Genomic DNA, 26,498 nt, shown 5'->3' with positions numbered 1-26,498 from the left:
ATTTATTGCCCCGGAAAAGGATTGGCGCGGCCACCCTCGCGTCTGCGAGGATGGCCGCGCCATTCTCATTCGCCGGGCCCGCTCTCGCTCCGGGCCTCGCGTTGTTCCGGCTGTCAGGAAGCTTTGAGTGCCTCGATCTCGAGGGTGATGGTGATCTTGTCGCCGACCACGGCGCCGCCGGTCTCGAGCGGCATGTCGATGTCGATGCCGAAGTCCTTGCGGTTCAGCTCGACCGAGGCCTCGAAGCCCGCGACCTCGCCGTGGCCCATGCCGGGGTTGACGCCGTTGAACTCGAGGTCCAGATCGACCGACTTGGTGACGCCCTTGAGGGTGAAGTCGCCGGTGAGGACGTAGTCGCTGCCGGACTTGGTCACCGACTTCGAGACGAAGGTGGCGGTGGGGTGGGTGTCGGCGTCGAAGAAATCGGCGGACTTGATGTGGCCGTCGCGCTGCTCGTTCTTGGTGTTGATCGAGGTGACGTCGATCTCGGCGGTGACCGAGGGGGTGCCGTCGGCGGCGATGGTGATCGCGCCGCTGAAGGTGTCGAACGTGCCCCGCACCTTGCTGACGACGAGGTGGCGGACCGAGAAGGCGATCGCCGAGTGGACCGGATCGATGTTCCAGGTGCCCGCGGCAAGATCGGTGGTGGTGATGGTGTCGGCCATGAGGTTTCTCCTACAGGGATGGTGTGAACCGGGGCGGTTCGCGTTGCTGACATCCATTCAACCGGACCGCGGTCCGGATGTATTCCACCGGGGCGCACATTCGCGGTGAACAGTTGGTTCGCGCAGGTCAGCGCCAGGCGAACACCGGCTGTTCGAGCTCGTCCACCCGCGTCGCCCGCCCCGCGAGGACCACTTCGGCGAACTGGTAGATCACCGCGGCGGTCGGAGCGTGCACCAGCGCACCCACGATCGGCAGCTGGATCACCGGTCGGGGCGACTCCGGTATCGAGATGAATCGCGGTTCGACCGCGACCTCGTCCATCGGGATGAAGAAGAGGGTGGCGACCTCGTCCTCGTTCAGCGCGGTCACGCGGTCGGGTCCGGCCCACACCACGATGGGCGCCATCACATAGCCCGAGCGTGTCGGGTAGTCGTCGAGCCGACCGATGACGTCGTCGCGGCCGGTGGTCACGCCGATCTCCTCGTGCAGTTCCCGCAACCCGGCGTCGATGTCGTCCTCACCCGGATCGAGACGTCCTCCGGGCAGCGCGTACTGGCCGGGATGTTCCCGCATGCGATCGGGTCGCTTGGTCAGCCAGATCCCGTGGACACCGTCGACGGAGGTGACCGCGATGACCACCGCGGCGCGCCGGGTGTCCGGCGGGTCGACACGGGTGAAGGGAAACGCCGCGAGGCGGTCGGCGATGCGGGCACGCACGCTCGGGTCGTCACCGGTGAGGTCGATGGTGGCCCCGCTGCTGTCCATCACCCCACTGTCCAACGACACCGCCCACCGCGCACGCGCGGGGTGCGTTTCAGACGCGGCGACCCTGGCCCTCCCAGAACGGGGCACGCAGCTCGCGTTTGAGGATCTTGCCGCTGGGGTTGCGCGGCAGCGCATCGATCACGTCGACCGTGCGCGGGCACTTGTATCCGGCCAGGCGGGTGCGGCAGAACGCGATGACCTCGTCGGCCTCGATGGGGGCCGACACCGCGACCACCGCCTTCACCGATTCACCCCACCGCTCGTCGGGGACGCCGATCACCGCGGCGTCGGTGACCGAGGGGTGTTCCATGAGCACGCGCTCCACCTCGGGTCCGTACACGTTCTCGCCACCGGTGATGATCATGTCCTTGATCCGGTCGTCGACGAAGACGTATCCGTCGGAGTCCATGCGCCCGATGTCGCCGGTGCGCAACCAGCCCTCGGGGGTGATGGTCTCGGCCGTGGCGTCGGGCCGGTTGAGGTACCCGGTCATGGCATGCACTGTGCGCAGCCAGATCTCACCCTCCTCGCCCGCGGCCACGTCCTCGCCCGACACCACGTCGACCACGCGGATCTCGACACCGGGCAGTGCGGTGCCGACCGACACCAGCAGGTGTTCGCGAGCGGGATCGCGATGCACCTCCGGACGCAGAACGGTGGCCACGCCCGCGATCTCGGTCTGCCCGTAGACCTGGACGAAATCGATGTGCGGCCAGGCGTTCAGCGCCCGTTGCAGCAGTGGCAGCGGCATCGGTGCGGCGCCGTAGCCCACGAACTTGAGCTTGGCGAACGCGCCGATCGCGCCCTCACCCGCGGCGAGGAAACCGGCGAGCACCGGCGGTACGAAGAAGGCGTGCGTGGCGCCGGCCACGAAGGCCCCCACCAGCGACGCCGCGTCGGGTTCGCGGGTCATGATGCTCGGCACCCCGGCACGGATCCCGATGAACGCATACGAGATCCCGCCGACGTGGAACAGCGGCATCGCGACGAGGCTGATGTCGCCTGCGGCGTAGGGGAACACGTCGCCGTTGTCGACGGTGTGGGTGATCAGCGCACGCTGATCGAGGACGACGCCCTTGGGGCGACCGGTGGTGCCGGAGCTGTAGATGACCAGCAGTGCATCGGTGTCGACGACATCGGCGGCGGCCGACGTCGGCTCGCCCGCGGCCAGGAAGGACTCATAGTCGTCGGCGCCCTCGCCGCCGACCACCAGCGTCCGCGTGACCGCCGGGGTGCGGTCGGCCACCGCCTCGACCGACTCGGCGAACTCGGCACCGGCGAACACCATGGTCGAGCCGCTGTCGACGAGGACGTGGACGAGCTCGTCGCCGGCCTGGCGCCAGTTGACGATGGCGACAGCGGCACCGAGGGCGGCGACGGCGAAGGTGACCTCGAGGCATGCGGGGTGGTTCTTGTCGACGAAGGCGACGGTGTCCCCGCGCCCGATACCCGCCGAGCGCAGCGCGCCGGTGAGGCGTCGGATCCGCAGATCCCAATGCTCCCACGTCCACGAGGTGTCGCCGTAGGTGATGGCGGTCGCGTCGGGGCGGTCCTGCGCCCACCGCGTGACGAAGTCCGGGAGCAGCCCCCGACCGTCGGTGACGGTCTGTGGACCCGGGTCGAGATCGGCGGTCATCGGAACTCCTCTGCCTGGCGTCGAGTGATCGCGAGTGTAACGGCGATCACACTCCGGTTCCGCGGAATCGGACACCGCGATCCGCTCCGGCCTCACGACAGACCGTCCCCGCCGACGCAAGTCGGTTCTGGCACCGGGGTTTTCGCGCCTGCAGTACGCTCCCGACATGGCCGACCCCACACCGGAGGACCCCACGCGCTGGCTCGACACCGACGAGCTCGAGTCGTGGATGGCGCTGACCACGGTGATGATCCGGCTGCCCGCCGCCCTCGGTCGACAGCTGCAGCGGGACTCGGGCCTCACCCACTTCGAATACCAGGTGCTGGCGGGGTTGTCGCAGGCCCCCGACCGCACGCTGCGGATGAGCGATCTCGCCGTGGTGACCGAGGGTCAGCTCCCGCGGCTGTCGCAGGTGACCGCACGCATGGAGAAGCGGGGATGGCTGACCCGCGCCACCGACCCCTCCGACGGCCGCTTCACGTTGGCCTCGCTCACCGACGACGGCATGCAGGTCCTCGTCGATGCCGCACCCGGACACGTCGAGGCCGTGCGGCGGTTGGTCTTCGATCCCCTGACCTCCGCACAGATCCGACAGCTCCGCGAGATCGGCAGGCGCCTGCGGTCCTCGCTCGACGACGAGGACCGCTGACGCGCCGACCGCCAGGGTCGCTCAGGCCGCGGTGACCCGCTCACGCTCGGCGGCGACCGTTCGGCGCGTCCAGGGCAGGCGCGTGCCCAGGGCTCCGTCGACACTGAACCGGCCGGCACCGACGGCCGCGATGACCAGCGCCGCGGCACCGAGGCCGAGCACCAGCTCGTAGCCACCGTCGGAGATCCAGATCCCGTTGCCGATGTGAGCGATGAAGTAGGCCCCGATCATGTCCGCGACGAGCAGGATCGCGAAGATCGGCGTGAGAAGCCCTGCGATGAGCGCGATCCCGCCGAGGATCTCCACCCAGGTGGCGAGGAACGCCGAGACCCCGGGGACCGGCGCGCCCATCCCCGCGAACGCGGTCTTGGTTCCCGCGTATCCCCACACGTCGAGTTTCTGCAGTCCGTGGGCGAGGAAGACGACCCCCACCCCGACGCGGGCGAGAAGCAGGGCGATGTCGCGCGGGACAGTGGTGTTCATGGGTCCTCCAGCAGTGGGAACGAAGCGATTTTCACTTCATACGTGAAGTGAAAAAGTAGCAGTCGATTACTTCACGCTGCAAGTATTCGAGGTCACCAGCGCGATCGATGACGGCGTGACGCGCAGGTGATGCACACCCCGGTCGCGGGCAGGGCCTCGAGTCGGACCTCCGCGATGTCGCCCCCGCAGTCCAGGCACCGTCCGTAGGTGCCGTCCCCGAGACGTGCGAGTGCGGCGTCCACCTCGGCGACACGCTCGGTCGACCGTTCGATCTGTGCGACGAGCTGTCCCCGCTCGAACGCGAGCGTCGAGCCCTCGGGGTCGTGTTCGTCGTCGGCGTGTTCATCGACCGCGGCGTCGACGACCGCCGAGAGCCGGGCGCGCATCGACCCGATGAGCGCCGACGCGTCCGCACGTTCGGCGGCGAGTCGACCACGCGCGATGTCGGGGTCCATGTGCGCACGGTACGGCCCGCCTCCGACACCGGTCGATGGGAGAAGATCACAGAGCACCCGCACCTTCCGACGGGCGATGACCGGTCTTGGGCCCGATCCCTCGGCACAGCACGACCCCCGCCCCTAGAGTCGAGGAGATCGCGTCACCCGCGCCGATCCTCACCCGCAAGAAAGGCGTTCGATGACGTTCTCGCTGGCTCTGACCGACGACCACATCACGTTGCGCGACTGGGCGCACGAGTTCGCCGAGAAGACGATCCGGCCCGCCGCGGCGGAGTACGACGAGAGCGAGGAGACGCCGTGGCCGGTGCTGCAGGAGGCCGCGAAGGCGGGTCTCTACGGCTTCGAGATCATGTCGAACCTGCGCGAGGACGAAACCGGCCAGAGTTTCCCGATCCTCACCGAGGAACTGTTCTGGGGTGACGGTGGCATCGGTCTGGCCATCATGGGCACCGGCCTGGCCGCCGCCGGGATCGCCGCCGCGGGAACGCTCGAGCAGATCATCGAGTGGGTTCCCCAGTGCTACGGCTCGGCCGACGACGTGAAGGTCGCCGGTTTCTGCTCCTCGGAGCCCGAAGCCGGTTCCGACGTGGCGAACATGCGCACCACGGCCAAGTACGACGAGGCCTCCGACGAGTGGGTGATCTCGGGCCAGAAGGCGTGGGTGACCAACGGCGGCATCGCCGATGTGCTGGTGGTGCAGGCCGTCGTCGAACCCGGTCTCGGCTCGCGGGGACAGGCCGCGTTCGTGCTGAAGTCCGACACCGCGGGCATCGCGTCGCCGAAGAAGCTGCGCAAGCACGGGTTGCACGCCTCGAACACCGCCGACATCTTCTTCGACGACGTCCGTGTCCCCGGCAGCGCCCTGCTCGGCGGCAAGGAGAAGCTCGACGCCAAGATCGCCCGCGCCAAGGAGGGCCGCAAGACCGGTGCGCAGGCCGCGATGGCGACCTTCGAGACCACCCGACCCACCGTCGGTGCGATGGCCATCGGCGTCGCGCGGGCCGCCTACGAGTACGCCCTCGACTACGCCAAGGATCGGGTGGTGTTCGGCAAGCCGATCATCGAGAACCAGGCGATCTCGTTCATGCTCGCCGACATGGCCACCGAGATCGACGCGGCACGACTGCTGGTGCGTCGCGCCGCCTGGATGGGTGCGGCGAAGCAGCCGTTCGCCGCGGCCGAGGGGTCGATGAGCAAGCTCAAGGCCGGTCGCGTCGCGGTGTGGTCGACCGAGCGCGCGATCCAGATCCTCGGCGGTGTCGGCTACACCCGCGAGTACCCGGTGGAGCGGATGCACCGTGACGCCAAGATCTTCGACATCTTCGAGGGCACCGAGCAGATCCAGCAGCTCGTCATCGCGCGCGCCATCTCGGGTGTGCGACTGACCTGAGAACGGCTCAGCGCGAGACGGTCTCGGCGTTCGGTACACCGACACGCGCGGCGTGCAGGTGGGTGGCCGCGGCCACCTCGAGGTGCGCGAGGTCGTTGGCGATGCAGACGAAGGTGTAACCGCGGTCGATCCGCAGGGCCGCGGTGGCCCCGTCGGGGGCGTGGATCCCCGCGGCGACGCCGTGGCGGCGGGCGGTGTCGGCGACGGTGGCCAAGGCCTGCTCGTACACCTCACCGATCGACGGGTCGTAGGGATACGCGCCGCCCAGCGCGATCGACAGATCCGACGGCCCGACGTACACGCCGTCGAGTCCGTCCACGGCACAGATGGATTCGATGTTCTCGAGCGCCTCGAGGGTCTCGATCATCGCGATCACGACGGTCGCCTCGTTGGCCTCGGCGGGGCGCGGACCGATGCGCAGCGCCGACCGTGCCGGTCCGTAGGAGCGCACACCGAGCGGGGCGTAGCGGGTCGCGGCGACCGCGTGCACCGCGTCGGCGGCGGTGTTGACCATCGGCACGATGACGCCCACGGCGCCGGCGTCGAGGGCGCGCTCGATGAGGCGTTCGGAGTTCTCGCCGACGCGGACGAGCCCGACGGCGGTGCGGCCGGCGTCGATCGCCATCATCCCGTTGAGGATGCCCGCGTACCCCATCATCCCGTGCTGCTCGTCGAGGCAGACGAAGTCGTAGCCGACGCGTGCGATGCGTTCGGTGGCAGGCGGCGCATCGAGCGTCACCCAGTATCCGACCGACTCGCGACGTTCTCGGATGGTGCGTGCGAATGTGATGGCATCCATGTGTGAGCCCTTCTGTTGCCTGGCTCTCACCCTGCTGTCGTGGCGCCGGGGGCGTCAACGGCGATGTGACCGAAAATAATGCAACTTAGTGCCGTGACAGGGTGGACCGATGACAGGTGTGGGCGACGAGCGACGGGACCGGGATCCCGACGGTCGCCCACGCAACGCCCGACCCCGTGACGGACTGGGCCGACCGTTGCCGCGCGGGGCCGAGGGCGTGCCCCGCGCGCCCGAGGGCGTCGTGCGCAGTGTCTCCGAGACGATCGAGCAGGCGCAGGAACTCCTGGACTCGGGTCGGCCCTTTCACGCCCACGAGGTGTTCGAGGACGCATGGAAGTCCGCGCGCGATCGAGGATCTGACGACGCCGAGCTGTGGAAGTCCCTGGCGCAGCTGGCGGTCGGTCTCACCCACCGTCTGCGCGAACGACCCGAGGGCGCCGACCGGTTGCTGCGTCGCGGAGCGCAGGGGTTGCGGCCGTTCGCCGCCGACCCCCCGCACGGACTCGACGTGGTGGGTCTCATCGCCTGGGCGGCGCTACCCGACACCACCGATCCGCCCCGCCTGCGGTGACCGTCGCCGGCGTCGAGATTTAGGCCCACGGTGAACGAAAACCGCTGGTGCGCAGTCGAGCTGCAGGGTGACTAGTATTCCGCAGATGACGAGCCGACCGCGCGCCTACCTGGTGCTCGCGACCCAACGCAGCGGCAGCACGCTGCTCGTGGAGTCGCTGCGCGCCACCGGCCAGGCCGGGCACCCCGAGGAGTTCTTCCAGTACCTGCCCCACAGTGACCTCGCCCCGCAACCGCGCGAGTGGTTCGCCGGTGTCACCGACGAGTCGATCCTGCGTCTGCTCGACCCCCTCGAACCCGGGACCCCGCAGACCGAGACCGCGCAGGAGTGGGCGGCGCGCATCCGGAGTGTCGGCGCCACCGACAACGGCGTGTGGGGCGGCAAGTTGATGTGGAACCAGACGCCGCTGCTCACCGCGCACGCCGCGGGCCTGCCGAACCGCTCGGGCACGGACCTGCGCTCGGCGATCGCCGATCTGCTCGGTCCCGACGTCCTCTACGTCCACGTGTACCGCGACGACATCGCGGCGCAGGCCGTCTCGATGTGGCGGGCAGTGCAGACCCGTGTGTGGCGTGGTGCCGCCGACCCCGAGGTCGATGCCCGCGCCGAGTACCACGCGGGCGGCATCGCCCACCTGCACCGGATCCTCGCCGAGCAGGAACGCAGCTGGCGACGCTGGTTCGCCGAAGCCGACGTCTCCCCCATCGAGATCGACTACCGACAACTGGCCTCCGACACCACCGCCGAGGTGGCAAGGGTGCTCGAGGCCCTGGACCTCGACCCCGGCCTCGCCCCGCCGCCGGTGCTGCAGCGCCAGGCCAATGCGCGATCGTCGGACTGGATCGCCCGATACCTGCGCGACAGTCACGGCACCGAACCCCTCGAGAAAGGAGCGTCCGCATGACCGTGCCCACGCTCACCGACGACACCACCCACGTCGACGAACTGCGGGCCCTCGAGGCCGAGTCGGTGCACATCATCCGCGAGGTGGTGGCCGAACTCGAACGGCCCGTGCTGCTCTTCTCCGCCGGCAAGGACTCCATCGTGCTGCTGCGGTTGGCCGAGAAGGCCTTCCGGCCCTCGCCGCTGCCCTTCCCGGTGCTCCATGTCGACACCGGCCACAACTTCCCGGAGGTCATCGAGTTCCGCGACCGCCGCCTCGGCGACGCCGGCCACACCCTGGTGGTCGGTTCGGTGCAGGAGTCGATCGACTCCGGGCGCGCCCAGGAGATCGGCGGCCCCAACGCATCTCGCAACCGCCTGCAGACCCGCACGCTGCTCGACGCGCTGGAGGCCGGCCGCTACGACGCCGCGTTCGGCGGCGCCCGTCGCGACGAGGAACGTGCCCGCGCGAAGGAGCGGGTGCTGAGCTTCCGCGACGAGTTCGGGCAGTGGGACCCGCGCGCTCAGCGACCCGAACCGTGGTCGTTGTACAACGGCCGCATCCGCCGGGGCGAGCAGGTGCGGGTGTTCCCGCTGAGCAACTGGACCGAGCTCGACATCTGGCGCTACATCGAACTCGAGGAGCTCGAGCTGCCGTCGATCTACTTCGCGCACGAGCGCGAGGTGTTCGAGCGTGACGGGATCCTGCTGGCGACATCGGAGTTCACGTCGCCGAGTGAGTCGGAGAGTGCCGCGGTCGAGTGGGTACGCTACCGCACCGTCGGTGACCTCACCATCACCGGTGCCGTGCGCTCGCACGCCACCGACATCGCCGGCGTCATCGCCGAGATCTCGGCCGCCACGGTGTCCGAACGCGGCGAGACCCGCGCCGACGACCGCACGTCGATCGCGGCGATGGAAGACCGTAAACGCGAAGGATACTTCTGATGACGACCCACGCCCACCGCCAACTGCTGCGACTGGCCACGGCCGGTTCGGTCGACGACGGCAAGTCCACGCTCATCGGACGTCTCATGTTCGACACCGACAGCCTGCCCCTCGACCACATCGAGGCGGTGCTCAAAGACGGTGTCCCCGACCTCGCGGCGTTGTCGGACGGTCTGCGCGCCGAGCAGGAGCAGGGCATCACCATCGATGTCGCCTACCGCTTCTTCTCCACCGAGACCCGCAACTACATCCTCGCCGACACCCCGGGACACGAGCGCTACACGCGCAACATGTTCACGGGCGCGTCCACCGCGCACGTGGCGATCCTGCTGGTCGACGCGAGCGCCGGCGTCCTTCGCCAGACCCGTCGCCATGCCCGGATCGCGACGCTGCTCAACGTCAGACACCTCGTCGCCGCGGTGAACAAGATCGACCTCATCGGATACGACGAGCAGAAATTCCGTGCGGTCGAGACCGAACTCGCCACGCTCGCAGAACGTCTCGGCGGCGCCGAGCTGACGGTGATCCCGTTGGCCGCCAAGGACGGCGACAACGTGGTGCACCGGTCGGAGAACACGCCCTGGTACAACGGACCGACCCTGCTCGAGTACCTCGAGTCGATCGAACTCGTCGCCCCCTCGGCACAGGCGACCGAGCTCCGACTGCCGGTGCAGTGGGTGTCGCGGCCGGTGGGCACCGAGCGTCGTCGCTACACGGGTCGGTTGTCGGCGGGCACCCTCGCCGTCGGCGACCCGATCGTGGCCCTGCCGTCGGGTTCGCGCAGCACCGTCACCGCGCTCGACACCCTCGACGACGACCGCGACGTCGCGGTCGCCCCGCTGTCGGTGGCGGTCCAACTCGCCGACGACATCGACATCGGCCGCGGCGACGTACTCGTCAGCGGTGACGACGCGGCCCACGTGCCCGTCCTCGCCCGCGAGCTCGACGCCACGGTCTGCTGGTTCGGCGAGACACCGCTGCGGGCCGGAGATCGACTGTCGCTCAAGCACACCGCCACCACCGTGCGCGCCACCGTGCAGGCCCTGTCGTCGCGGCTGGACCCCGAGACGCTCGACGAGCAGGACGGTCCGGTCGAGTTGGCGCTCAACGACATCGGCGTCGTGACGCTGCGCACCAGTTCCATCGTGGTGGCCGACCCGTACATCGGCAACCGTGACGCGGGCGCGTTCATCCTCATCGACGAGACCACAAACGACACCGTGGGCGCGGGCACCATCCTCGACGCCCGCGAGGTGAAGCCCGGCGCCCAGGTCCGCAAGGACGTCAAGTGGCATCCCTCGGCGCTCAACCGGACGCACCGCTGGGGCGCGACGGGTCAGTCGGGCGCGACGGTGTGGCTCACCGGCCTGCCCGCCTCGGGCAAGTCGACGGTCGCGGTGGCGCTCGAGCGCGCACTCGTCGAATCCGGCCGCACCGCATACCTGCTCGACGGCGACAACGTGCGTCACGGTCTGTCCGACGATCTCGGATTCACCCCGGGTGACCGGGCCGAGAACATCCGTCGGGTCGGGCACCTCACGCGACTGCTCGCCGACGCGGGCGTGGTCGCCATCGCGTCGCTGGTGTCGCCGCTGGAATCCGATCGGGCCATCGCCCGCGCCCTCAACGACGCCGCCGACCTGCCCTTCGTCGAGGTCGCGGTGGCCACACCGCTCGCCGAGTGCGAGCGCCGCGATCCCAAGGGCCTCTACGCCCGGGCCCGCGCCGGGGAGCTCAAGGGCCTCACCGGCATCGACGCGCCCTACGAGGCGCCGGCGAACCCGGACATCACCATCGACACCACCGACGCCGACATCGACGACCTCGTGCGCCAGATCCTCACCGTCCTCGACGAGGTCGCCCCGCGCCCCTGACCACCCCGATCGGGCAGCTAACTCCGTCGATCGGGCAGCTACCCCCGTCGATCGGGCACATGGTCCCGCCCGGGGACCGCATCACGGAGTTCGGCCGTGTAGGGATGTGACGGGGAGTCGAACACCGACTCCGCAGCCCCGTGCTCGACGATGCGCCCCGACCGCATGACGGCGACCTCGTCGCTGATCTGTCGCACGACCGCGAGGTCGTGGGAGATGAACAGGTAGGTCAGACCGAGATCGCGCTGCAGGTCGTCGAGCAGTTCGAGAATCGTCGCCTGCACCGACACGTCGAGCGCGGAGACGGGCTCGTCGAGGATCACCAGGTCGGGCTCGAGGGCCAGTGCCCGCGCGATCGCGACCCGCTGACGCTGGCCTCCGGATAGACGGGCAGGCCGTCGGTCGGCGACGTCGGTCGGCAACGACACGCTCGCCAGCAGTTCGGCCACCCGCGTCCGACGACCGGATCGGTCACCGATCCCGAAGGCCCGCAACGGTTCGGCGATCGTGTCACCGACCGACACGCTCGGATCGAGCGACAGAAACGGATTCTGGTGGACGAACTGGACACGGCGACGGAAGTCTCGCAGCGATCTGCCGCGTGCGGAGGTGACGTCGGCGCCGTCGAAATGCACCGACCCGCTGGTGGGCGTCTCGAGTCGTGCGGCGATGCGGGCGGTGGTCGATTTCCCCGAACCGCTCTCCCCCACCAGCGACACGGTCTGTCCACGGCGGATCTCGAGGGACACACCATCGACGGCGACGAGCTTCTCATCGCCGGCACGGAAGGTCTTGCCCAGCTCGCGCAGCGACAGCAGCGGGGGCCCGTCGACCCGCACCGGTGTCCGGCGCGTCCGTGCCCGCGACAGGCTCGGCGCCGCGGCGACGAGGTGCGCGGTGTACTCGTGCTCGGGGGAGGCGAGAACCTGCGCGGTCGGCCCGTCCTCGACGACGACGCCGTCACGCAACACGACGATCCGGTCGGCCCGATCGGCGGCGACGCCCAGGTCGTGGGTGATGAAGAGAACCGCGGCGCCGGTGGAGTCGACACGGTCGTCGAGGTGATCGAGGATCCGCTTCTGGACGGTGACATCGAGTGCGCTGGTGGGCTCGTCGGCGATCACCAACTCCGGAGAGCACGCCAGCGCGATGCCGATGAGGACGCGTTGTCGTTGCCCACCGGACAGCTCAGCCGGGTGCTGTCGGGCACGGACCTCGGGGCGGTCGATACCCGCCTCGTCGAGGATGCGGACCGCCTCGAGGGCGGCGGTGCGGCGGTTCGCCCGCCCATGGATGCGCAGGATCTCGGCCACCTGGTCGCCGATGCGCCGCACCGGGTTCAGCGACGACGTCGGGTCCTGGGGCACGACACCGATGTGCGCTCCACGCAGCTTCTCGAGGCGACGTGCCGGCGCCGAGTCGATGCGCTCGCCGTCGAACCGGATCTCACCGTCGGTGACGCGCCCGCCGGCGGGCAACAGTCCGACCACCGCGTGCGCCAGTGTGGTCTTGCCCGAGCCGGATTCGCCGACCAGCGCGACGACCTCGCCCCGGTCGACGGTGAGGTCCACACCGTGCACCACCTCGGTGTCGCCGTAGGCGATCCGGAGCCCGCGGAGCGCGAGCAGCGGTCCGCGCGTCACGATCGACGCTCCCCGACGGCATGACCCAGTCGATGGGCACTGAGGACCACCGCGACGATGACCAGACCGGGCACGGTGGTCAGCCACCACGCCGTCGCGAGATAGTTGCGCCCCTCCGACACCAGTGAACCCCATTCCGGTGTGGGTGGTTTCGCGCCGTAGCCCAGGAAGCTCAGGGCCGACACCGCGAGCACGGCCAACCCGAACTGGACCGCGGCGAGCCCGATCACGGGTGCAGAGGCGTTGCGCAGGATGTGCTGCACCAGCACGCGCGGCCACCGCGACCCGACGGCGAACGCCGCCTCGACATACGGCGCGCGTCGCACCCGCAGGACCTCCGATCGCATGACCCTCGCGAAACTGGCGACCATCGTCACGCCGACCGCGATGGCGACGTTGACGGTCCCGAATCCGAGTGCGGTGACCAGAGCGAGGGACATCAGCAGCAGCGGGATCGACAGCAGTACATCGACGATGCGCATCAGCAGCGCGTCCACGGCTCCGCCGATCGCGCCGGCCAGCAGCCCGATGAACGACCCCACGACGAGCGCGAGGCCGACGGCGAGCAGCGTGGCGGTCAACGACAGCTGCGCCCCGTGCACGACGCGGGTGTAGACGTCGCGGCCGATGTTGTCGGTCCCGAACCAGTGGGATGCACTCGGTGGCTGCAACTTGTCCCGTGGGGTTCCGGTGAGCGGGTCGCCGCTCGCGAACAGAGACGGCACAGCCGCCCAGCCGATCACGAGGAGGACCACCACTCCGGACACAGCGACCGATGCCCGACCGCCCCATCGCGACGGGGAGAACCGGCGTCGAACGGGGCGCGACGTCGCTCGTGCGCCGGTCGACTCGTCGAGCCGGGGTGTGTCGATGACCAGTTGGTCAGACATGGGCCTCCTCCGTCGTCGCCTCGGTCGTGGTGGTGGCGGATTCGGATCGACCGCGTCTGCCCTCGACGATCCGGGGATCGATGAACGGGTAGACGATGTCGACGGCCAGGGTCACCACGACGTACACCAGTGACGTGAGCACGACGACGCCCTGGACCACCGGGATGTCCTGGGACAGCACCGACGTCTGCGTCAGCCGCCCGACACCGGCTCGCGCGAACACGGTCTCGACGACCACCGATCCGGCCAACAGCTCCCCGACGAGCACACCCGCGATGGTCAGCGCCGGGACGGTCGCGAGGCGGAACACGTGGCGGGTGTGGATGTACCACCGCGACGCCCCTTTGGTCGCGGCGACCTCGACGAACGGCTCGCGCCACGTCGAGGCCAACGAGTTCGCCAGCACCTGTGCGATGACGGCTCCCGTGGGGATGGCCAGCGTGATGGCCGGGAGGACGACGGCGGCCGGGGTGCGGTCGCCGAACGCCGGGAACACCGGGAGTCCGAACGAGAAACATTGCAGCAGGATGAGTCCCACCCAGAAGGTCGGTACGGCGACGCCGAGCGGCGGGAGCGACAGCAGCAGGGTGCGCAGCCGGCGGGCGCGGGTGTAGACGCCGAGGAAGGCGAGGAGCCCGCCACCGCCGACGGCCAGGGCCAGGGCCGTCGCGGCGAGCGCCAGGGTGCTCGGGATCGCGGCGGCGATGGCTCCGGTCACCGTCTGTCCGGTGGAGATGGAGACGCCGAGATCGCCGCGAACGGCGTGGGAGAGCGCGGTCCAATACTGTTCCAGCACCGGCTTGTCGAGTCCGTAGCGGGCCTGCAGCTCGGCGATCGCGGCCTTGTCGACCGGCGTGCCCGCGCCGCCACCCTCTGCGGCCAGGCTGACCGGATCCGACGGCAGCAGGAACAGCACGATGAACGACACCGTGAACGCCGCCCAGAGAACACCGATTGCCTGCAGCACGCGCAGAGTCAGATATCGGGCCATGCCATCAGCCTCCGTTCACCCAGGTGTCGTAGAACTGCAGCCGGGCCGAGGCGTCGAAGGTGACGGCATGCGCCCGGGGTCCGACACCGATCGCCTGGGACAGCTCGATGGTCGGGATCCACAGACCGTTGTCGAGGATCTGTTGCTGCGCCTGCGCGAAGAACCGGTTGCGTGCGGCCACGTCGGTGGTCGAGAGTTCGCCGACGAACGCCTGCTCGAGCGCCGCGTTCGGTACGCGCTGCTGGTTGAGGTTCCGCTGCGTCACCGAGAACGCGGTCCGCAGGATGTCTCCGTCGCCGCGGGTCGAGTTGTAGTACGTGGCATCGAAGTCGCCGCTGTTCTGCCGCGACGTCGACTCGGGGAGCGACACCAAGTCGAGCCGCGCGTCCACCCCGACCTTGCGCAGTTGCTGCTGCACGAGTTCGAGGATCGTCTGGTTGCCGGCGAACACCGCGCTGAACAGGATCGAGAAGCTCAACCGCGCGCCGTTCTTGGTCCGGATACCGTCCGATCCCGGCGTCCAGCCCGCCTGCTGCAGTATCGATCTCGCCCGCTCGAGATCGAAGGTCACCGCATCGGACCGCTGGTAGCCCGGCGTCTTGACCGACAGCACACCGGTCGCGGGCAGGAAGTCCTTGCCGAGCACGGTGTCGACGAGTTCCTGCCGGTCGATGGCCGGGATCAGGGCCCGCCGCACGGCAGGGTCGGCGAGGACGCCGCGGGAGACGTTGGGTTGGATCCCGAACGTCAGGCCGGGGTTCGGCGTGGTCCGGATGACGCCACCGGTGTTCTCGATCAGCGGGGCGTCCTGCGGCAGCGCGTCGCTGACGGCGTCGAGTTGACCCGAGGACACGCTGCCGGTGCGCACCCCCGACTCCGGGACGACGGTGAACTGGATGGCGTCGAGATAGGTCTCACCGGTGTGTCCGAACGCCGCCGAACCCCAGGCGTATCCGGTACGGCGGACCAGTTTCGCCGACCGGTCCTGCTGATAGTCGGCGTAGGTGAACGGCCCGGATCCCACGATCCCCGACTGGCATCGCGTCTCGGCCGACTCGGCGTTCGTCGACGCTGCGAGGATGCCGAGCTGCGGTGTCGCCGACGCCTGCAGGAACTGCGCGTTCGGGGAGGAGAACGTGACCCGCGCGGTGAGCGGATCGACGACGGTGGTCCCGGTGTACCCGGCGAGGTAACTCGCCGGCAGCGGCGCCTTCACCCCGCCGAGGGTCGTCACGATCGCGTCGAAGGTGCGCTTGACCGCGGTGGCGTCGACCGGTGTGCCGTCGCTGAACGTCACGCCGGGACGCAGACGGAAGGTGAAGTCGCGCGAGGTGGGATCGACCTGCCAGCTCTGCGCGAGCCACGGCACGATCTGGCCGGTCCGAGGGTTCTGGTCGGTGAGCGAGTCGACGACCTGACGGGTGACGTAGATGGTCTGGTTGCTCGACGACTGCGCCGGATCGGCGCACGTCGGTGCGAGGGAGAGTCCGTACTTGAGGGTGCCGCCGCGGTGCGGCGGACCGCTGTCGTCGCCGCCGACGCCGGTTCCCGCACACCCTGCGACGACGACCACGAGTGCCGTCGCCAGCACGGGTTTCAGCAAGGAGAAGACGATACGCATCGTGGACGATCTTCGGGCCGCCCCGCCGTACCCGACAGGGTTGTGCCCACGCTGACGGTATGGCGCCGGGGAGGACGGGACGCGGAATATCCTCGGCCCCTCACGACGTCCTAGGTGGCATGACCACCGACACCGCACGCCCCGCAGCAGCCTCCGGCACCTTTCGCCTCGGCGGCGACCTCGAGATCAACCGACTCGGTTACGGCACCATGCAGCTGCCCGGTGAAGGCGTGTGGGGCGAACCGAAGGACCGCGATTCCGCGGTCGCGGTGATCCGTCGTGCCGTCGAGTTGGGCGTGAACTTCTTCGACACCGCCGACAGCTACGGCCCTGATGTCGCCGAGGGGCTGCTCGCGGAGGCACTGCGGCCCTTCCGCAGCGACTCGTCCGCGGACGGCGTCGTCGTGGCCACGAAGGCGGGTCTCACCCGTCAGGGTCCGGGCGAGTGGACGCCGGTCGGTCGTCCGGCGTACCTGCGTCAACAGGCCGAGCTGAGCCTGCGCAAGCTCGAGGTCGACCGCATCGACCTGTTCCAGCTGCACCGTATCGACCCCGACATCCCCGTCGAGGACCAGGTGGGCGAGCTGAAGAAGCTGCAGGACGAGGGCAAGATCCGCCACATCGGACTGAGTCAGGTGTCGATCGACGAGGTGAAGCAGGCGCAGGGGATCGCCGAGATCGTGTCGGTGCAGAACCTGTTCAATCTCACCGACCGGTCGTCGGAGGAGCTGCTCGACTGGTCGACCGAACAGAACATCGGGTTCATCCCGTGGTTCCCGCTGGCCACCGGCAAGCTCAGCGCCGAGGGCAGCCCCCTCACCGAACTCGCGAAGCAGCACGACGCCACCCCGTCTCAGCTGGCGCTCGCCTGGCTTCTCAAGCGGTCGCCGGTCGTGCTGCCGATCCCCGGCACCTCGAGCATCGACCACCTCGAGGACAACCTCGCCGGCGCGTCCGTGGAACTCACCGACGACGAGTTCGCCGAGCTCTCGAAGATCGGCGCCTGAGCTCGCGCTGGAGGGCTCTACTCACCGTCCTCGGCCAGGCGGAAGCCGACCTTCAGGGTCACCTGGAAGTGGGCGACCTGGCCGTTCTCGATGTGCCCACGGGTCTCGACGACCTCGAACCACTCGAGATTGCGGACGGTCTTGTTCGCCCGTGCGATCGCGCCCTTGATGGCGTCGTCGATGCTGCTCTCCGACGATCCGACGATCTCGGTGATGCGGTAGACGCTGTCGCTCATGCTGATTCTCCTGGGGTCAAAATGCCTGTGGTGGAACGGGGTAGGAACACCGTCACCCTAGGGCTGCACCGACCGTCGTCGGGACGGTTCGACCCACGCGGAAGCAAACCTGGCACCGTGGGCCCATGAGCGACGGACCGGAACGCACCGACGACGGGCGCTACATCGTGGTGAAGGGGCGTCGGTGGCGGGCGACCGACCCCGAGATACCCGACGAGCGCGACGCCGAGTTGCGGTCGATCCTGATGGCGTGGCGCCGCGAGGTGAAACGCACCGACGGGTCGCCGGAGTCGCGGGCCGGCGTGCAGGCAGCGAAGGTCGCCCTGGGCGAGCGCGGCACACCGTGGTGGGACCAGACGCTCGACGAACGGCGCGCCCGCTGGGAGACCGACGTCCCCCGCCCGAAGTGACCGCGGCGATGCGTCAGCGTGTGCGCGCCCGCAGGAAGCGACCGGCGCGAGCGGTCACCGGGGTGAGCGCCCCGTATTCGGCCACGATCTGACCACCGACGACGGTCGCCGCGACGGCGGCGTCGTTGCGGTTGACCATCCGCGACACCCCCGTCCCCGGGAGTTCGGCTTCGGCGTACTGCGCCGACGATCCGTCGAAACCGGCGGGATCGACGATCGCGACATCGGCCCGTTTCCCCACCTGCAGGTGACCGGCGTCGAGCCCGTACCAGTCGGCGAGCTCGCCGGTGAGCCGATGCACTGCCGAGTGGACCGGCATGAACCCGCGCTCGTGGCACCGTTCGAGGAAGCGGACGCCGAAGTTGTAGAACGCCATGTTCCGCAGATGCGCGCCGGAATCGGAGAAGCCGACCTGAACCTCGTCGCTGCGTGCGATGGAGTCGAGTTCGTCGTCGCGGTCGTTGGCGATCACCGTCCGCCACCGCAGGTCGGCCCCGTGTTCGATGGCGAGGTCGAGCAGGGCGTCGGCCGGCTCGATCCCGCGGTCGGCGGCGACGTCGGCGAATGAACGGCCCACCACCGAGGCGTCGGGGCACGCCACGATGAAGGCGTCACCGAGGTCGCGATGCCACACACGCTGACCGAACCGCTTGCCGATGTCCTTGCGGAACGCCCGTCGATAGCTCTCGTCCCGGAGGAGCTCGGTGCGTTCCATGACGTCACGGATGTCGAGAGCCAGGGTCCCCGAACCGAATTCCTCGAACACCACGAGGTCGACACCGTCGGCGTACACCTCGAAGGGCACCGGCAGGTGCTGCCAGCGGAAGTCGCCTCCGAACACGCGGTTGATGATCCGCGCGCTGATGGTGGCGGCCTTGATGACCGTGCGGTCGGCCTTGATGTCGGCGGCGGAGATGAGGCTCGTGCGCATCGCCGGGCGCCCGCGGAACGGGATCGACTGCGCGAAGTACTTCGCGATCTCCAGGCGGCGCGTGAGGTTGGGGGTGCTCTGGTGCACGCGTCCGCGCGAGCGGACCTCGCGGTTGAGACGGCGGAACTCGCGCCAGGTGCCGAACGTCGACGGCAGTTGGCGCGCCGGCCATCGGGTGCCCTCGAGCTTGGAGAACGAACTGCGGATGGTCGACAGCCCGACGAATCCCTCGTCGAGGGCGTCGGCCACCAGAGTGCTCATCTGCTCGATCTCGGCAGGCGTCGCCGCCTCGCGTGTCGATCGGTCCATCCCCATCACGGTGGTGCGGATGTCAGAGTGGCCGATGAAGGCCGCGACGTTGGCTCCCAGCGGGAGCGAGTCGATGTGGTCGATGTAGCTACCCGCGTCGTGCCACACCTTGTGCTCTTTGACCGCTCCCGCGACCACGTCCCAGGGAAGCGCCTCGACGCGGGCGAAGCAGTCGGCGATGTCGTCGGGTTCACCGTGCACCGTCGACAGCGAGCAGTTGCCCATCACCACGGTCGTCACCCCGTGTCGGGTCGACTCCCCCAGTCCGGGATTGCCCAGCACCTCGGCGTCGTAGTGGGTGTGCACGTCGAGGATGCCCGGGATCACCCACTTGCCGTCGGCGTCGATGGTCCGCGACGCCGTCGCCGCCGACAGATCGTCGATCGCGGTCACGGTGTCGCCGGAGATGCCGACGTCGGCGCGGACCGGGTCGGAGTCGTCTCCGCTGAACACGGTTCCGTTGACGATGAGGACGTCGAAGTGGGTCATGGGTTCTCCTGATCTCAGGCGGTGCTCTTTCAATACTTTCAGTATCGGATACCGACAGTATCGAACGGGACCGATAGTGTCACCCCATGTCGAGGAACAGAACGGTGCCGGTGCGGCCGTCACGCGACGACGTGCGCACGCGGATCCTCGATGCCGCGAGCGACGAGTTCGCAGCGAAGGGCTTCGCCGACGCACGCGTCGACGCGATCGCGGAGGCGGCGGGTTTCACCAAGGGCGCCGTCTACTCGAACTTCGGCGGAAAAGACGACCTCTTCTACGCGCTGCTGCACCAGCAGATCGACTCCCGCACCGATCTTGCGGTCGCGGTGCTGGCCGACCTGCCCCCGACCGTCGACGCCGCGATCGCCGAACTCGGCGCCCGCCTGACGGCGTCGATCGGCCGCAACCGTGAGTGGCAGATGCTGTTCTTCGAGTACTGGGTGCGGGCGATGCGCGACCCGCAGCGACGCGCCGCGTTCGCCGAGCACCGCCGGGCGGTACGCGCGCAGATCACCGAGCGCGTCGAATTCGCGCTGGCCCAGACCTCGGTACGGCTCGAGATCCCGGTCGACCAGATGGCGTTGGTGATCCTCGCCCTCACCAACGGGCTCTCGGTCGAGGCCCTCGCCGACGACGAGGCGGTGCCGGCCACCCTGCTCGGCGAGGTGATCCGCGGGCTGCTCACACGGCCCCCGCGCGACGGCTGACCCTCCGCGCGACCGAGCCATCGCTCGGCAGCAGGGCGCGTCCGTGATACTGGTGTAGGCGGACACGGGCAGACCCCCGGAACAGTCCACGTACTACGAGGCGAAGGCGAAACATGAACGCGAAGCAGCCGACCATCATCTACACCCTCACCGACGAGGCGCCCATGCTGGCGACACACGCATTCCTGCCTGTGGTGCGCGCCTTCGCCGATGCGGCCGACATCTCGGTCACCTCGAGCGACATCTCGGTGGCGAGTCGAATCCTCGCCGAGTTCAGCGACACGCTGCCCGAGGATCAGCGGGTGCCCGACAACCTGGGCGAGCTGGGTCGGCTGACGCAGTTGCCCGAGACCAACATCATCAAGCTCCCCAACATCAGCGCCTCGGTTCCCCAGCTGCGCGCCGCGATCAAAGAGCTGCAGGACAAGGGGTACGACCTCCCCGAGTACCCCGGCAACCCCAAGAACGACGAGGAAGCCGCGATCCGCGACAAGTACACCAAGTGCCTGGGCAGCGCGGTGAACCCCGTTCTGCGCGAGGGTAATTCCGACCGACGCGCACCCAAGGCGGTCAAGGAGTACGCGCGCAAGCATCCGCACAGCATGGGCACGTGGTCGATGGCGTCGCGCACCCACGTCGCGCACATGGAGGAGGGCGACTTCTACCACGGCGAGAAGTCGATGACCGTCGACGGCGACCGCGAGGTCCGCATGGAACTCACCACCGCCGACGGCGAGACCCACGTGCTCAAGCCGAAGGTCTCGCTCACCGACGGCGACGTCATCGACAGCATGTACATGTCGAGGAAGGCGCTCATCGAGTTCTACGAGGAGCAGATGCAGGACGCCTACGAGACCGGCGTCATGTTCTCGCTGCACGTCAAGGCGACGATGATGCGGGTGTCGCACCCCATCGTGTTCGGCCACGCGGTGCGCGTGTTCTACAAGGAGGCGTTCGCCAAGCACGGCGAGCTGTTCGACGAACTCGGCGTCAACGTCAACAACGGTCTGTCAGATCTGTACAGCAAGATCGATTCGCTGCCCGCGACCAAGCGCGAGGAGATCGTCGACGACCTGCACAAGTGCCACGAGCATCGCCCCGAGCTGGCGATGGTCGACTCGGCGCGCGGCATCACGAACTTCCACTCCCCCAGCGACGTCATCGTCGACGCGTCGATGCCGGCGATGATCCGCTCCGGCGGCAAGATGTACGGCGCCGACGGCCGTCAGAAGGACACCAAGGCCGTCAACCCCGAGTCGACGTTCTCGCGGATCTACCAGGAGATGGTCAACTTCTGTAAGACCAACGGACAGTTCGATCCCACCACCATGGGCACCGTCCCCAACGTCGGCCTCATGGCGCAGAAGGCCGAGGAGTACGGCTCACACGACAAGACCTTCGAGGTCCCCGCGGCCGGTGTCGCCGACATCGTCGACAACGCGACCGGCGAGGTGCTGCTCACCCAGACCGTCGAAGAGGGCGACATCTGGCGACTGTGCATCGTCAAGGACGCCCCGATCCGCGACTGGGTGAAGCTCGCCGTCACGCGGGCGCGCGACTCGGGCATGCCGGTCGTGTTCTGGCTCGACCCGTACCGCCCGCACGAGAACGAGCTGATCACCAAGGTCCGCACGTACCTCGCCGAGGAGGACACCGACGGGCTCGACATCCAGATCATGTCGCAGGTACGTGCCATCCGGTACACGATGGAGCGCCTGATCCGCGGACTCGACACCATCTCCGCGACCGGCAACATCCTGCGCGACTACCTGACCGACCTGTTCCCCATCCTCGAGCTGGGCACCAGCGCGAAGATGCTGTCGATCGTGCCGCTCATGGCCGGCGGCGGGCTGTACGAGACCGGCGCGGGTGGCTCGGCCCCCAAGCACGTCAAGCAGCTGCTCGAGGAGAACCACCTGCGGTGGGACTCGCTGGGCGAGTACCTCGCGTTGGCGGTCAGCCTCGAGGATCTCGGCAAGAAGACCGGCGACAAGCGCGCGACGATCCTCGGCAAGGCGCTCGACTCCGCGACCGGTCGGCTGCTCGAGGACGACAAGGGTCCCTCACGCAAGACCGGCGAACTCGACAACCGCGGCAGCCACTTCTACCTCGCGCTCTACTGGGCGCAGGAACTCGCCGCGCAGACCGAGGACGAGGGCCTCGCCAAGCACTTCGGCGAGCTCGCCGAGACGCTGAAGAGCAACGAGGACACCATCGTCGAGGAGCTGGCGAAGGTCCAGGGCGAGAAGGTCGACATCGGCGGCTACTACTACCCCGATTGGGACAAGACCGCCGAGGTGATGCGTCCGAGCCCGACGTTCAACGCCGCGCTCGCCGACGCGCGGGACTAGGTCCGGGCCGAGCGGAGCACGACGACGGTCGCGAAGCCGGGATCGCTCGCGCCGTGCAGGCGTGCTCCGCCCTCGACCACCTGCTGGAGGTAGGCGACGGCGTCGGCGGTGATCTCTTCACCGGGTAGGAGCGTCGGCACCCCCGGCGGGTACGCGGCGACCGCCTCGCAGGAGATGCGGCCGATGGCGTCGGCGATCGCGACCCGCTCCGACGCCCCCAGGAACGCGGCGCGCGGCGAGACCGACACCCCGTGACCGAAGATCCCCGTCCCCGCGGACAGGGGGCGCGTCGTCACCCCCGGCCGCGCCAGACGGGTGACCGCCTCCTCGATGTCGCCGGCCAGTCGCCGCAAGGCGGGTGCCGAGTCGCCGAGTCCCACCACCAGCACGATGGTCGCCTGCATCGGCAGCTCGACGTGGACGTCGTAGCTGCGGCGCAGTTCATCGGCGATCTCGTATCCGGTGCAACCGGTTCCGCGGACGTCGAGCACGATGCGCAGCGGATCGTAGGCATGCACCCCCATCCGCCCGACCAGTCGCTGGTCCACCAGGTCGACACCCGGGATCGTGCGCAGTTTCGCGTGGGCGAGTTCGATCGCCTCGAGCGTCTCGTGCAGCAGCTGCTCGCCGTGCATCGACAGTTGCCGCCGGGCGCTGTCGAGAGAGGCGATCAGCAGCGACGACGGGCTGGTGCTGCGCAGCAGTCGCAACACCCGGGCCAGTGCGTCGGCGTCGACCCGGCCGGAGTTCCCGACGTGCAGCATGGCGCTCTGGGTCAACGAGCCGGCGATCTTGTGGGTGCTGGTGAGCATGGCGTCGGCTCCCGACGCGAGCGCAGTCGTCGGCAGAGCCGGGTGGAAGCCGAAGTGCGGCCCCCACGACTGATCGACGACGAGCGGGATGTGGCGGGCGTGCGCCACCTCGGCCAGTGCGGCGATGTCGGCGGTCATCCCGTAGTAGGTCGGCGACACCAGGAACACCGCCTGCGCGTCGGGGTCCGCGGCCAGCGCCGCGTCGAGTGACTCCGGCGTCACACAGTGGGCGATGCCCAGATCCTCGTCGTACTCCGGCGCGACGAACGTCGGGATCCCTCCGGAGAGCACCAGTCCGTCGACGATCGATCCGTGCGAATTACGTTGCGCGACCACATGTACGTCGGGTCCGGCCAGCGCGAGGCACAGGGCGTGGTTGCCCTGGGTGGCCCCGTTGGTGAGAAAGAACGACCGGGCGGCGCCGAACGCATCGGCCGCCAGCGTCTCCGCTCGTTCGTACGCCGACGGCGACTGACCGATGTCGATGCCGTGGATGTCCTGGGGGACGTCGGCCGCCAGAGCATCGACTCCGATCGCCTTTCGTAGCGCGGGATCTGCTCCGGGACCGCCCTTGTGGCCGGGGACGTGATAGCGCGCCGGACCACGGAACGCGTAGGCGACCACCGCGTCGAGATACGGCGAACTGTGCTGCGGTTCGGGAACCATGGCGGGATGGTATCCGTGCAACCGGACCAACCGACAGGCCGCCATTAGACCGGTTGGCATCACCCTGAACCCCGTCGCGGCATCCCTACGATGGGGTGGTGACATCCGGAGCGGGGGCACGTCGGTGAGAGTGAACTGGATTCGCACCGCCCTCGCGACCCTTCTCGGGGTCATCACGATCGCATGTGCCGCCGGGGTCGGGGTGTCCTCGGGCGCATCGGCCCGCGCCGACATAGTCAGTGCGCAACCGGCAACCGGTGTGGAGCCCACGACGACCCAACCGGTGCCAATCGAGGACCCTGACGGCGACACCGTTGTCGTCCCGTGGCCTCCGATCGTCGGGGTGATCGTCCTGGTCGCACTGGCGGGTTCGGCGATCGTCATCCTTCGTCGGCGCCGTCGAGACACACCCTGATCGCTTGACCGCTGCATCGACAGCCGTCAATATAGACAGATGTCGAAGCAACAGGCGCGCGGCGCCGACGGGTGCGACGGGCAGCTGATCCGTGAGCCGCTGAGCGAGAACGAGTCCGCAGAGCTCGCACGGATGTTCAAGGCCATCGGCGACCCCGTGCGGTTGCGATTGGTGAGCCTCATCGCGAGCCACGACAACGGCGAGGCCTGCGTCTGCGACATCTCCGACACCTTCGACCTGTCGCAGCCGACGATCTCTCACCACCTCAGGGTGTTGCGCGACGCCGGACTCCTGGACTGCGAACGACGTGGCACCTGGGTCTACTACCGCGCGATACCCGTCGCGTGGGAGAAGCTGTCGGCCGCCGTCGACACCGTCGGCCGAGTCGCGGTGTCCGCGTGAGCACTGTCGAGGCCTCCCCCGCGGTCGTCGCGAAACTCTCGGTTCTCGACCGTTTCCTCCCGGTGTGGATCGGCGTGGCGATGGTCGGCGGCATCCTCCTGGGCCGCGGCATCCCCGGCCTCGACGACGCCCTGTCGACCATCTCCGTCGACGGCGTCTCGCTGCCGATCGCGATCGGGTTGCTGATCATGATGTATCCGGTTCTGGCGAAGGTGCGCTACGACCGACTCGACTCGGTGACCGGCGACCGGCGACTGCTGCTCGGTTCGCTGGCCCTCAACTGGATCCTCGGTCCCGCGTTGATGTTCGCGCTCGCCTGGTTGTTCCTGCCCGACCTGCCCGAGTACCGCACCGGGCTGATCATCGTCGGTCTGGCGCGCTGCATCGCGATGGTCATCATCTGGAACGATCTCGCGTGCGGTGACCGCGAGGCCGCCGCGGTCCTGGTGGCGATCAACTCGGTGTTCCAGGTCGTGATGTTCGCGGTGCTCGGCTGGTTCTACCTGTCGGTGCTGCCCGGATGGCTGGGCCTGGAGCAGACCACGATCTCGACCTCGGCCTGGCAGATCGCGAAATCGGTGCTGATCTTCCTCGGCATCCCCCTCGTCGCCGGCTACCTCTCGCGACGAATCGGCGAGAAGACCAAGGGGCGCGAGTGGTACGAGCGGGCGTTCATCCCGCGTATCGGTCCATGGGCGCTGTACGGATTGCTGTTCACGATCGTGATCCTCTTCGCGCTCCAGGGCGATCAGATCACCTCACACCCAATCGATGTCGTGCGCATCGCGCTGCCGCTGCTGGTGTACTTCGCGGTCATGTGGGGCGGTGGATACGCGTTCGGTGCGGCCATCGGACTCGGTTACGAACGCACCACCACGTTGGCGTTCACCGCGGCCGGCAACAACTTCGAACTCGCCATCGCCGTCGCGATCGCCACGTACGGCGCTACGTCGGGTCAGGCGTTGGCCGGCGTCGTCGGCCCGTTGATCGAGGTGCCCGTGCTCGTCGGTCTGGTGTATCTGTCGCTGGCCCTGCGGAAACGGTTCCGTGCCGACGCGACGACAGCGGGATCGCAGCTATGAGCACGACGCCGAGCGTCCTGTTCGTGTGCGTGAAGAACGGCGGCAAGTCGCAGATGGCGGCCGGGCTCATGCGCAAGGTCGCCGGCGAGACCGTCGACGTCCACTCGGCGGGGACGAGACCCGGCTCGGTGGTCAATGACCAGTCCGCCGAGGCCCTGCTCGAGGTCGGTGTCGACATCTCGGCCGAGCGTCCGCGGGCCATCGACCCCGACCTGCTGGCGCGGATGGACGTCGTCATCACCCTGGGCCGTGAGGCCACGGTCGATTCCGTGCCGGGGCCGGTGTTCGAGAACTGGGACACTGACGAACCGTCGACCCGCGGGATCGAGGGCATGGAGCGGATGCGGCTGATCCGCAACGACATCGCCGCGCGCGTGGACGACCTCGTTCGCCGTCTCGTCTAGCCCAGGGGCGA

26 protein-coding genes are annotated in these 26,498 nt (G+C 68.8%); 13 read left to right on the top strand and 13 right to left on the bottom strand.

Translation table 11 applies throughout. The annotated features are described in order from the left end of the window. Nucleotides 1-113: 113 nt before the first annotated feature. The 3 genes from OG579_RS18420 to OG579_RS18410 all read right to left on the bottom strand — a co-directional run bounded on the left by OG579_RS18420 (nucleotide 114) and on the right by OG579_RS18410 (nucleotide 3,067). Nucleotides 114-665 carry a YceI family protein gene (locus OG579_RS18420; RefSeq protein WP_045824195.1) on the bottom strand — a complete coding sequence of 184 codons (552 nt, stop codon included), beginning with the start codon at nucleotides 663-665 and terminating at the stop codon, nucleotides 114-116. A gap of 127 nt (nucleotides 666-792) precedes the next feature. Further along, a complete protein-coding gene (locus tag OG579_RS18415) occupies nucleotides 793-1,431 on the bottom strand; it encodes an NUDIX hydrolase (RefSeq protein ID WP_328857121.1) in 639 nt (212 codons plus the stop codon). Between the two features lie 49 nt (nucleotides 1,432-1,480). After that, nucleotides 1,481-3,067, bottom strand: coding sequence for an AMP-binding protein (locus OG579_RS18410; RefSeq protein ID WP_328857120.1), 1,587 nt, complete (start codon nucleotides 3,065-3,067; stop codon nucleotides 1,481-1,483). 166 nt (nucleotides 3,068-3,233) lie between these two features. Here OG579_RS18410 and OG579_RS18405 point away from each other — a divergent pair, with 166 nt between their 5' ends. Further along, entirely contained in the window at nucleotides 3,234-3,716 is a 483-nt protein-coding gene (locus tag OG579_RS18405) for a MarR family winged helix-turn-helix transcriptional regulator (RefSeq protein ID WP_045824198.1), read from the top strand. Nucleotides 3,717-3,737: 21 nt separating this feature from the next. On the opposite strand, the gene OG579_RS18400 is transcribed toward OG579_RS18405, so the two are convergent. Next, entirely contained in the window at nucleotides 3,738-4,199 is a 462-nt protein-coding gene (locus tag OG579_RS18400; RefSeq protein WP_328857119.1) for a DoxX family protein, read from the bottom strand. A 92-nt stretch (nucleotides 4,200-4,291) separates the two neighbouring features. Beyond that, nucleotides 4,292-4,654, bottom strand: a complete 363-nt coding sequence (locus tag OG579_RS18395; protein ID WP_328857118.1) for a TraR/DksA family transcriptional regulator — start codon at nucleotides 4,652-4,654, stop codon at nucleotides 4,292-4,294. 181 nt (nucleotides 4,655-4,835) lie between these two features. Between OG579_RS18395 and OG579_RS18390 the strand changes: the two genes are divergently transcribed. Continuing rightward, nucleotides 4,836-6,047 (top strand): acyl-CoA dehydrogenase family protein, encoded by a 1,212-nt coding sequence (locus tag OG579_RS18390; protein ID WP_045824201.1) that lies wholly within the window; start codon nucleotides 4,836-4,838, stop codon nucleotides 6,045-6,047. 7 nt (nucleotides 6,048-6,054) lie between these two features. Here the strand turns inward: OG579_RS18390 and OG579_RS18385 are convergent, their stop codons facing one another. Further along, nucleotides 6,055-6,846: an HpcH/HpaI aldolase family protein gene (locus OG579_RS18385; protein ID WP_328857117.1), complete on the bottom strand. Its 792-nt coding sequence runs from the start codon at nucleotides 6,844-6,846 to the stop codon at nucleotides 6,055-6,057. 109 nt (nucleotides 6,847-6,955) lie between these two features. On the opposite strand from OG579_RS18385, the gene OG579_RS18380 reads away from it, so the two are divergent. From OG579_RS18380 to cysC, 4 genes are all read left to right on the top strand, one after another. Further along, nucleotides 6,956-7,417 carry a DUF309 domain-containing protein gene (locus tag OG579_RS18380; protein ID WP_328857116.1) on the top strand — a complete coding sequence of 154 codons (462 nt, stop codon included), beginning with the start codon at nucleotides 6,956-6,958 and terminating at the stop codon, nucleotides 7,415-7,417. 85 nt (nucleotides 7,418-7,502) lie between these two features. After that, entirely contained in the window at nucleotides 7,503-8,321 is an 819-nt protein-coding gene (gene stf0 / locus OG579_RS18375) for a trehalose 2-sulfotransferase (protein WP_328857115.1), read from the top strand. After that, complete coding sequence (gene cysD, locus OG579_RS18370) at nucleotides 8,318-9,247, top strand: sulfate adenylyltransferase subunit CysD (protein ID WP_328857114.1); 930 nt, start codon at nucleotides 8,318-8,320, stop codon at nucleotides 9,245-9,247. Before stf0 ends, cysD begins: the two co-directional genes overlap by 4 nt. Beyond that, nucleotides 9,247-11,121, top strand: a complete 1,875-nt coding sequence (cysC, locus tag OG579_RS18365; protein WP_328857113.1) for an adenylyl-sulfate kinase — start codon at nucleotides 9,247-9,249, stop codon at nucleotides 11,119-11,121. Before cysD ends, cysC begins: the two co-directional genes overlap by 1 nt. 38 nt (nucleotides 11,122-11,159) lie before the next feature. On the opposite strand, the gene OG579_RS18360 is transcribed toward cysC, so the two are convergent. The 4 genes from OG579_RS18360 to OG579_RS18345 are packed head-to-tail and all read right to left on the bottom strand — an operon-like array spanning nucleotide 11,160 to nucleotide 16,266. Then, nucleotides 11,160-12,764 carry an ABC transporter ATP-binding protein gene (locus tag OG579_RS18360; RefSeq protein ID WP_328857112.1) on the bottom strand — a complete coding sequence of 535 codons (1,605 nt, stop codon included), beginning with the start codon at nucleotides 12,762-12,764 and terminating at the stop codon, nucleotides 11,160-11,162. Further along, nucleotides 12,761-13,654 carry an ABC transporter permease gene (locus tag OG579_RS18355; protein WP_328857111.1) on the bottom strand — a complete coding sequence of 298 codons (894 nt, stop codon included), beginning with the start codon at nucleotides 13,652-13,654 and terminating at the stop codon, nucleotides 12,761-12,763. The genes OG579_RS18360 and OG579_RS18355 overlap by 4 nt, the downstream gene beginning before the upstream one ends. Next, a complete protein-coding gene (locus OG579_RS18350; RefSeq protein WP_045824209.1) occupies nucleotides 13,647-14,645 on the bottom strand; it encodes an ABC transporter permease in 999 nt (332 codons plus the stop codon). The genes OG579_RS18355 and OG579_RS18350 overlap by 8 nt, the downstream gene beginning before the upstream one ends. 4 nt (nucleotides 14,646-14,649) lie before the next feature. Beyond that, nucleotides 14,650-16,266: an ABC transporter substrate-binding protein gene (locus tag OG579_RS18345; RefSeq protein ID WP_408068699.1), complete on the bottom strand. Its 1,617-nt coding sequence runs from the start codon at nucleotides 16,264-16,266 to the stop codon at nucleotides 14,650-14,652. A gap of 119 nt (nucleotides 16,267-16,385) precedes the next feature. On the opposite strand from OG579_RS18345, the gene OG579_RS18340 reads away from it, so the two are divergent. Then, nucleotides 16,386-17,273, top strand: a complete 888-nt coding sequence (locus tag OG579_RS18340; protein WP_328857110.1) for an aldo/keto reductase — start codon at nucleotides 16,386-16,388, stop codon at nucleotides 17,271-17,273. Nucleotides 17,274-17,290: 17 nt separating this feature from the next. On the opposite strand, the gene OG579_RS18335 is transcribed toward OG579_RS18340, so the two are convergent. Beyond that, nucleotides 17,291-17,509, bottom strand: coding sequence for a dodecin (locus tag OG579_RS18335; RefSeq protein WP_045824212.1), 219 nt, complete (start codon nucleotides 17,507-17,509; stop codon nucleotides 17,291-17,293). A gap of 125 nt (nucleotides 17,510-17,634) precedes the next feature. Here OG579_RS18335 and OG579_RS18330 point away from each other — a divergent pair, with 125 nt between their 5' ends. After that, on the top strand, nucleotides 17,635-17,919 hold the full coding sequence (locus OG579_RS18330) for a hypothetical protein (protein ID WP_328857109.1): 285 nt from the start codon (nucleotides 17,635-17,637) through the stop codon (nucleotides 17,917-17,919). Between the two features lie 13 nt (nucleotides 17,920-17,932). Here OG579_RS18330 and OG579_RS18325 read toward each other — a convergent pair whose 3' ends face one another. After that, nucleotides 17,933-19,648, bottom strand: a complete 1,716-nt coding sequence (locus OG579_RS18325; protein WP_328857108.1) for an N-acyl-D-amino-acid deacylase family protein — start codon at nucleotides 19,646-19,648, stop codon at nucleotides 17,933-17,935. An 86-nt stretch (nucleotides 19,649-19,734) separates the two neighbouring features. Between OG579_RS18325 and OG579_RS18320 the strand changes: the two genes are divergently transcribed. Beyond that, nucleotides 19,735-20,355: a TetR/AcrR family transcriptional regulator gene (locus OG579_RS18320; RefSeq protein ID WP_328857107.1), complete on the top strand. Its 621-nt coding sequence runs from the start codon at nucleotides 19,735-19,737 to the stop codon at nucleotides 20,353-20,355. A 113-nt stretch (nucleotides 20,356-20,468) separates the two neighbouring features. Then, on the top strand, nucleotides 20,469-22,706 hold the full coding sequence (locus tag OG579_RS18315) for an NADP-dependent isocitrate dehydrogenase (protein WP_328857106.1): 2,238 nt from the start codon (nucleotides 20,469-20,471) through the stop codon (nucleotides 22,704-22,706). Here OG579_RS18315 and OG579_RS18310 read toward each other — a convergent pair. Continuing rightward, a complete protein-coding gene (locus OG579_RS18310; RefSeq protein ID WP_328857105.1) occupies nucleotides 22,703-24,184 on the bottom strand; it encodes an aminotransferase class I/II-fold pyridoxal phosphate-dependent enzyme in 1,482 nt (493 codons plus the stop codon). The two genes, OG579_RS18315 and OG579_RS18310, sit on opposite strands and share 4 nt — an antisense overlap. A gap of 454 nt (nucleotides 24,185-24,638) precedes the next feature. Between OG579_RS18310 and OG579_RS18305 the strand changes: the two genes are divergently transcribed. From OG579_RS18305 to OG579_RS18295, 3 genes are read left to right on the top strand one after another with little or no spacing between them, the layout of a single operon-like run. Continuing rightward, on the top strand, nucleotides 24,639-25,001 hold the full coding sequence (locus OG579_RS18305) for an ArsR/SmtB family transcription factor (RefSeq protein ID WP_328857104.1): 363 nt from the start codon (nucleotides 24,639-24,641) through the stop codon (nucleotides 24,999-25,001). Continuing rightward, a complete protein-coding gene (gene arsB / locus OG579_RS18300; RefSeq protein ID WP_328857103.1) occupies nucleotides 24,998-26,083 on the top strand; it encodes an ACR3 family arsenite efflux transporter in 1,086 nt (361 codons plus the stop codon). The genes OG579_RS18305 and arsB overlap by 4 nt, the downstream gene beginning before the upstream one ends. Further along, on the top strand, nucleotides 26,080-26,487 hold the full coding sequence (locus tag OG579_RS18295) for an arsenate-mycothiol transferase ArsC (protein ID WP_328857102.1): 408 nt from the start codon (nucleotides 26,080-26,082) through the stop codon (nucleotides 26,485-26,487). Before arsB ends, OG579_RS18295 begins: the two co-directional genes overlap by 4 nt. The last annotated feature ends 11 nt before the right edge of the window (nucleotides 26,488-26,498 follow it).

The organism is Williamsia herbipolensis (genome assembly GCF_036153515.1).
Lineage (GTDB): Bacteria > Actinomycetota > Actinomycetes > Mycobacteriales > Mycobacteriaceae > Williamsia_A > Williamsia_A herbipolensis.
The sequence above is the reverse complement of the archived record's forward strand: the minus strand, read 5'-3'. Positions and strand labels throughout refer to the sequence as shown.

What these genes read in the sequence shown, in the direction of transcription:
- OG579_RS18385 (WP_328857117.1), bottom strand. Translation starts at nt 6,846, where the DNA reads ATGGATGCCATCACATTCGCACGCACCATCCGAGAACGTCGCGAGTCG.
- OG579_RS18345 (WP_408068699.1), bottom strand. Translation starts at nt 16,266, where the DNA reads ATGCGTATCGTCTTCTCCTTGCTGAAACCCGTGCTGGCGACGGCACTC.
- OG579_RS18400 (WP_328857119.1), bottom strand. Translation starts at nt 4,199, where the DNA reads ATGAACACCACTGTCCCGCGCGACATCGCCCTGCTTCTCGCCCGCGTC.
- OG579_RS18330 (WP_328857109.1), top strand. Translation starts at nt 17,635, where the DNA reads ATGAGCGACGGACCGGAACGCACCGACGACGGGCGCTACATCGTGGTG.
- OG579_RS18350 (WP_045824209.1), bottom strand. Translation starts at nt 14,645, where the DNA reads ATGGCCCGATATCTGACTCTGCGCGTGCTGCAGGCAATCGGTGTTCTC.
- OG579_RS18315 (WP_328857106.1), top strand. Translation starts at nt 20,469, where the DNA reads ATGAACGCGAAGCAGCCGACCATCATCTACACCCTCACCGACGAGGCG.
- OG579_RS18320 (WP_328857107.1), top strand. Translation starts at nt 19,735, where the DNA reads ATGTCGAGGAACAGAACGGTGCCGGTGCGGCCGTCACGCGACGACGTG.
- OG579_RS18390 (WP_045824201.1), top strand. Translation starts at nt 4,836, where the DNA reads ATGACGTTCTCGCTGGCTCTGACCGACGACCACATCACGTTGCGCGAC.
- OG579_RS18420 (WP_045824195.1), bottom strand. Translation starts at nt 665, where the DNA reads ATGGCCGACACCATCACCACCACCGATCTTGCCGCGGGCACCTGGAAC.
- OG579_RS18335 (WP_045824212.1), bottom strand. Translation starts at nt 17,509, where the DNA reads ATGAGCGACAGCGTCTACCGCATCACCGAGATCGTCGGATCGTCGGAG.
- OG579_RS18380 (WP_328857116.1), top strand. Translation starts at nt 6,956, where the DNA reads ATGACAGGTGTGGGCGACGAGCGACGGGACCGGGATCCCGACGGTCGC.
- cysD (WP_328857114.1), top strand. Translation starts at nt 8,318, where the DNA reads ATGACCGTGCCCACGCTCACCGACGACACCACCCACGTCGACGAACTG.
- OG579_RS18295 (WP_328857102.1), top strand. Translation starts at nt 26,080, where the DNA reads ATGAGCACGACGCCGAGCGTCCTGTTCGTGTGCGTGAAGAACGGCGGC.
- OG579_RS18415 (WP_328857121.1), bottom strand. Translation starts at nt 1,431, where the DNA reads ATGGACAGCAGCGGGGCCACCATCGACCTCACCGGTGACGACCCGAGC.
- OG579_RS18340 (WP_328857110.1), top strand. Translation starts at nt 16,386, where the DNA reads ATGACCACCGACACCGCACGCCCCGCAGCAGCCTCCGGCACCTTTCGC.
- stf0 (WP_328857115.1), top strand. Translation starts at nt 7,503, where the DNA reads ATGACGAGCCGACCGCGCGCCTACCTGGTGCTCGCGACCCAACGCAGC.
- OG579_RS18395 (WP_328857118.1), bottom strand. Translation starts at nt 4,654, where the DNA reads ATGGACCCCGACATCGCGCGTGGTCGACTCGCCGCCGAACGTGCGGAC.
- OG579_RS18410 (WP_328857120.1), bottom strand. Translation starts at nt 3,067, where the DNA reads ATGACCGCCGATCTCGACCCGGGTCCACAGACCGTCACCGACGGTCGG.
- OG579_RS18355 (WP_328857111.1), bottom strand. Translation starts at nt 13,654, where the DNA reads ATGTCTGACCAACTGGTCATCGACACACCCCGGCTCGACGAGTCGACC.
- OG579_RS18325 (WP_328857108.1), bottom strand. Translation starts at nt 19,648, where the DNA reads ATGACCCACTTCGACGTCCTCATCGTCAACGGAACCGTGTTCAGCGGA.
- OG579_RS18305 (WP_328857104.1), top strand. Translation starts at nt 24,639, where the DNA reads ATGTCGAAGCAACAGGCGCGCGGCGCCGACGGGTGCGACGGGCAGCTG.
- cysC (WP_328857113.1), top strand. Translation starts at nt 9,247, where the DNA reads ATGACGACCCACGCCCACCGCCAACTGCTGCGACTGGCCACGGCCGGT.
- OG579_RS18405 (WP_045824198.1), top strand. Translation starts at nt 3,234, where the DNA reads ATGGCCGACCCCACACCGGAGGACCCCACGCGCTGGCTCGACACCGAC.
- OG579_RS18310 (WP_328857105.1), bottom strand. Translation starts at nt 24,184, where the DNA reads ATGGTTCCCGAACCGCAGCACAGTTCGCCGTATCTCGACGCGGTGGTC.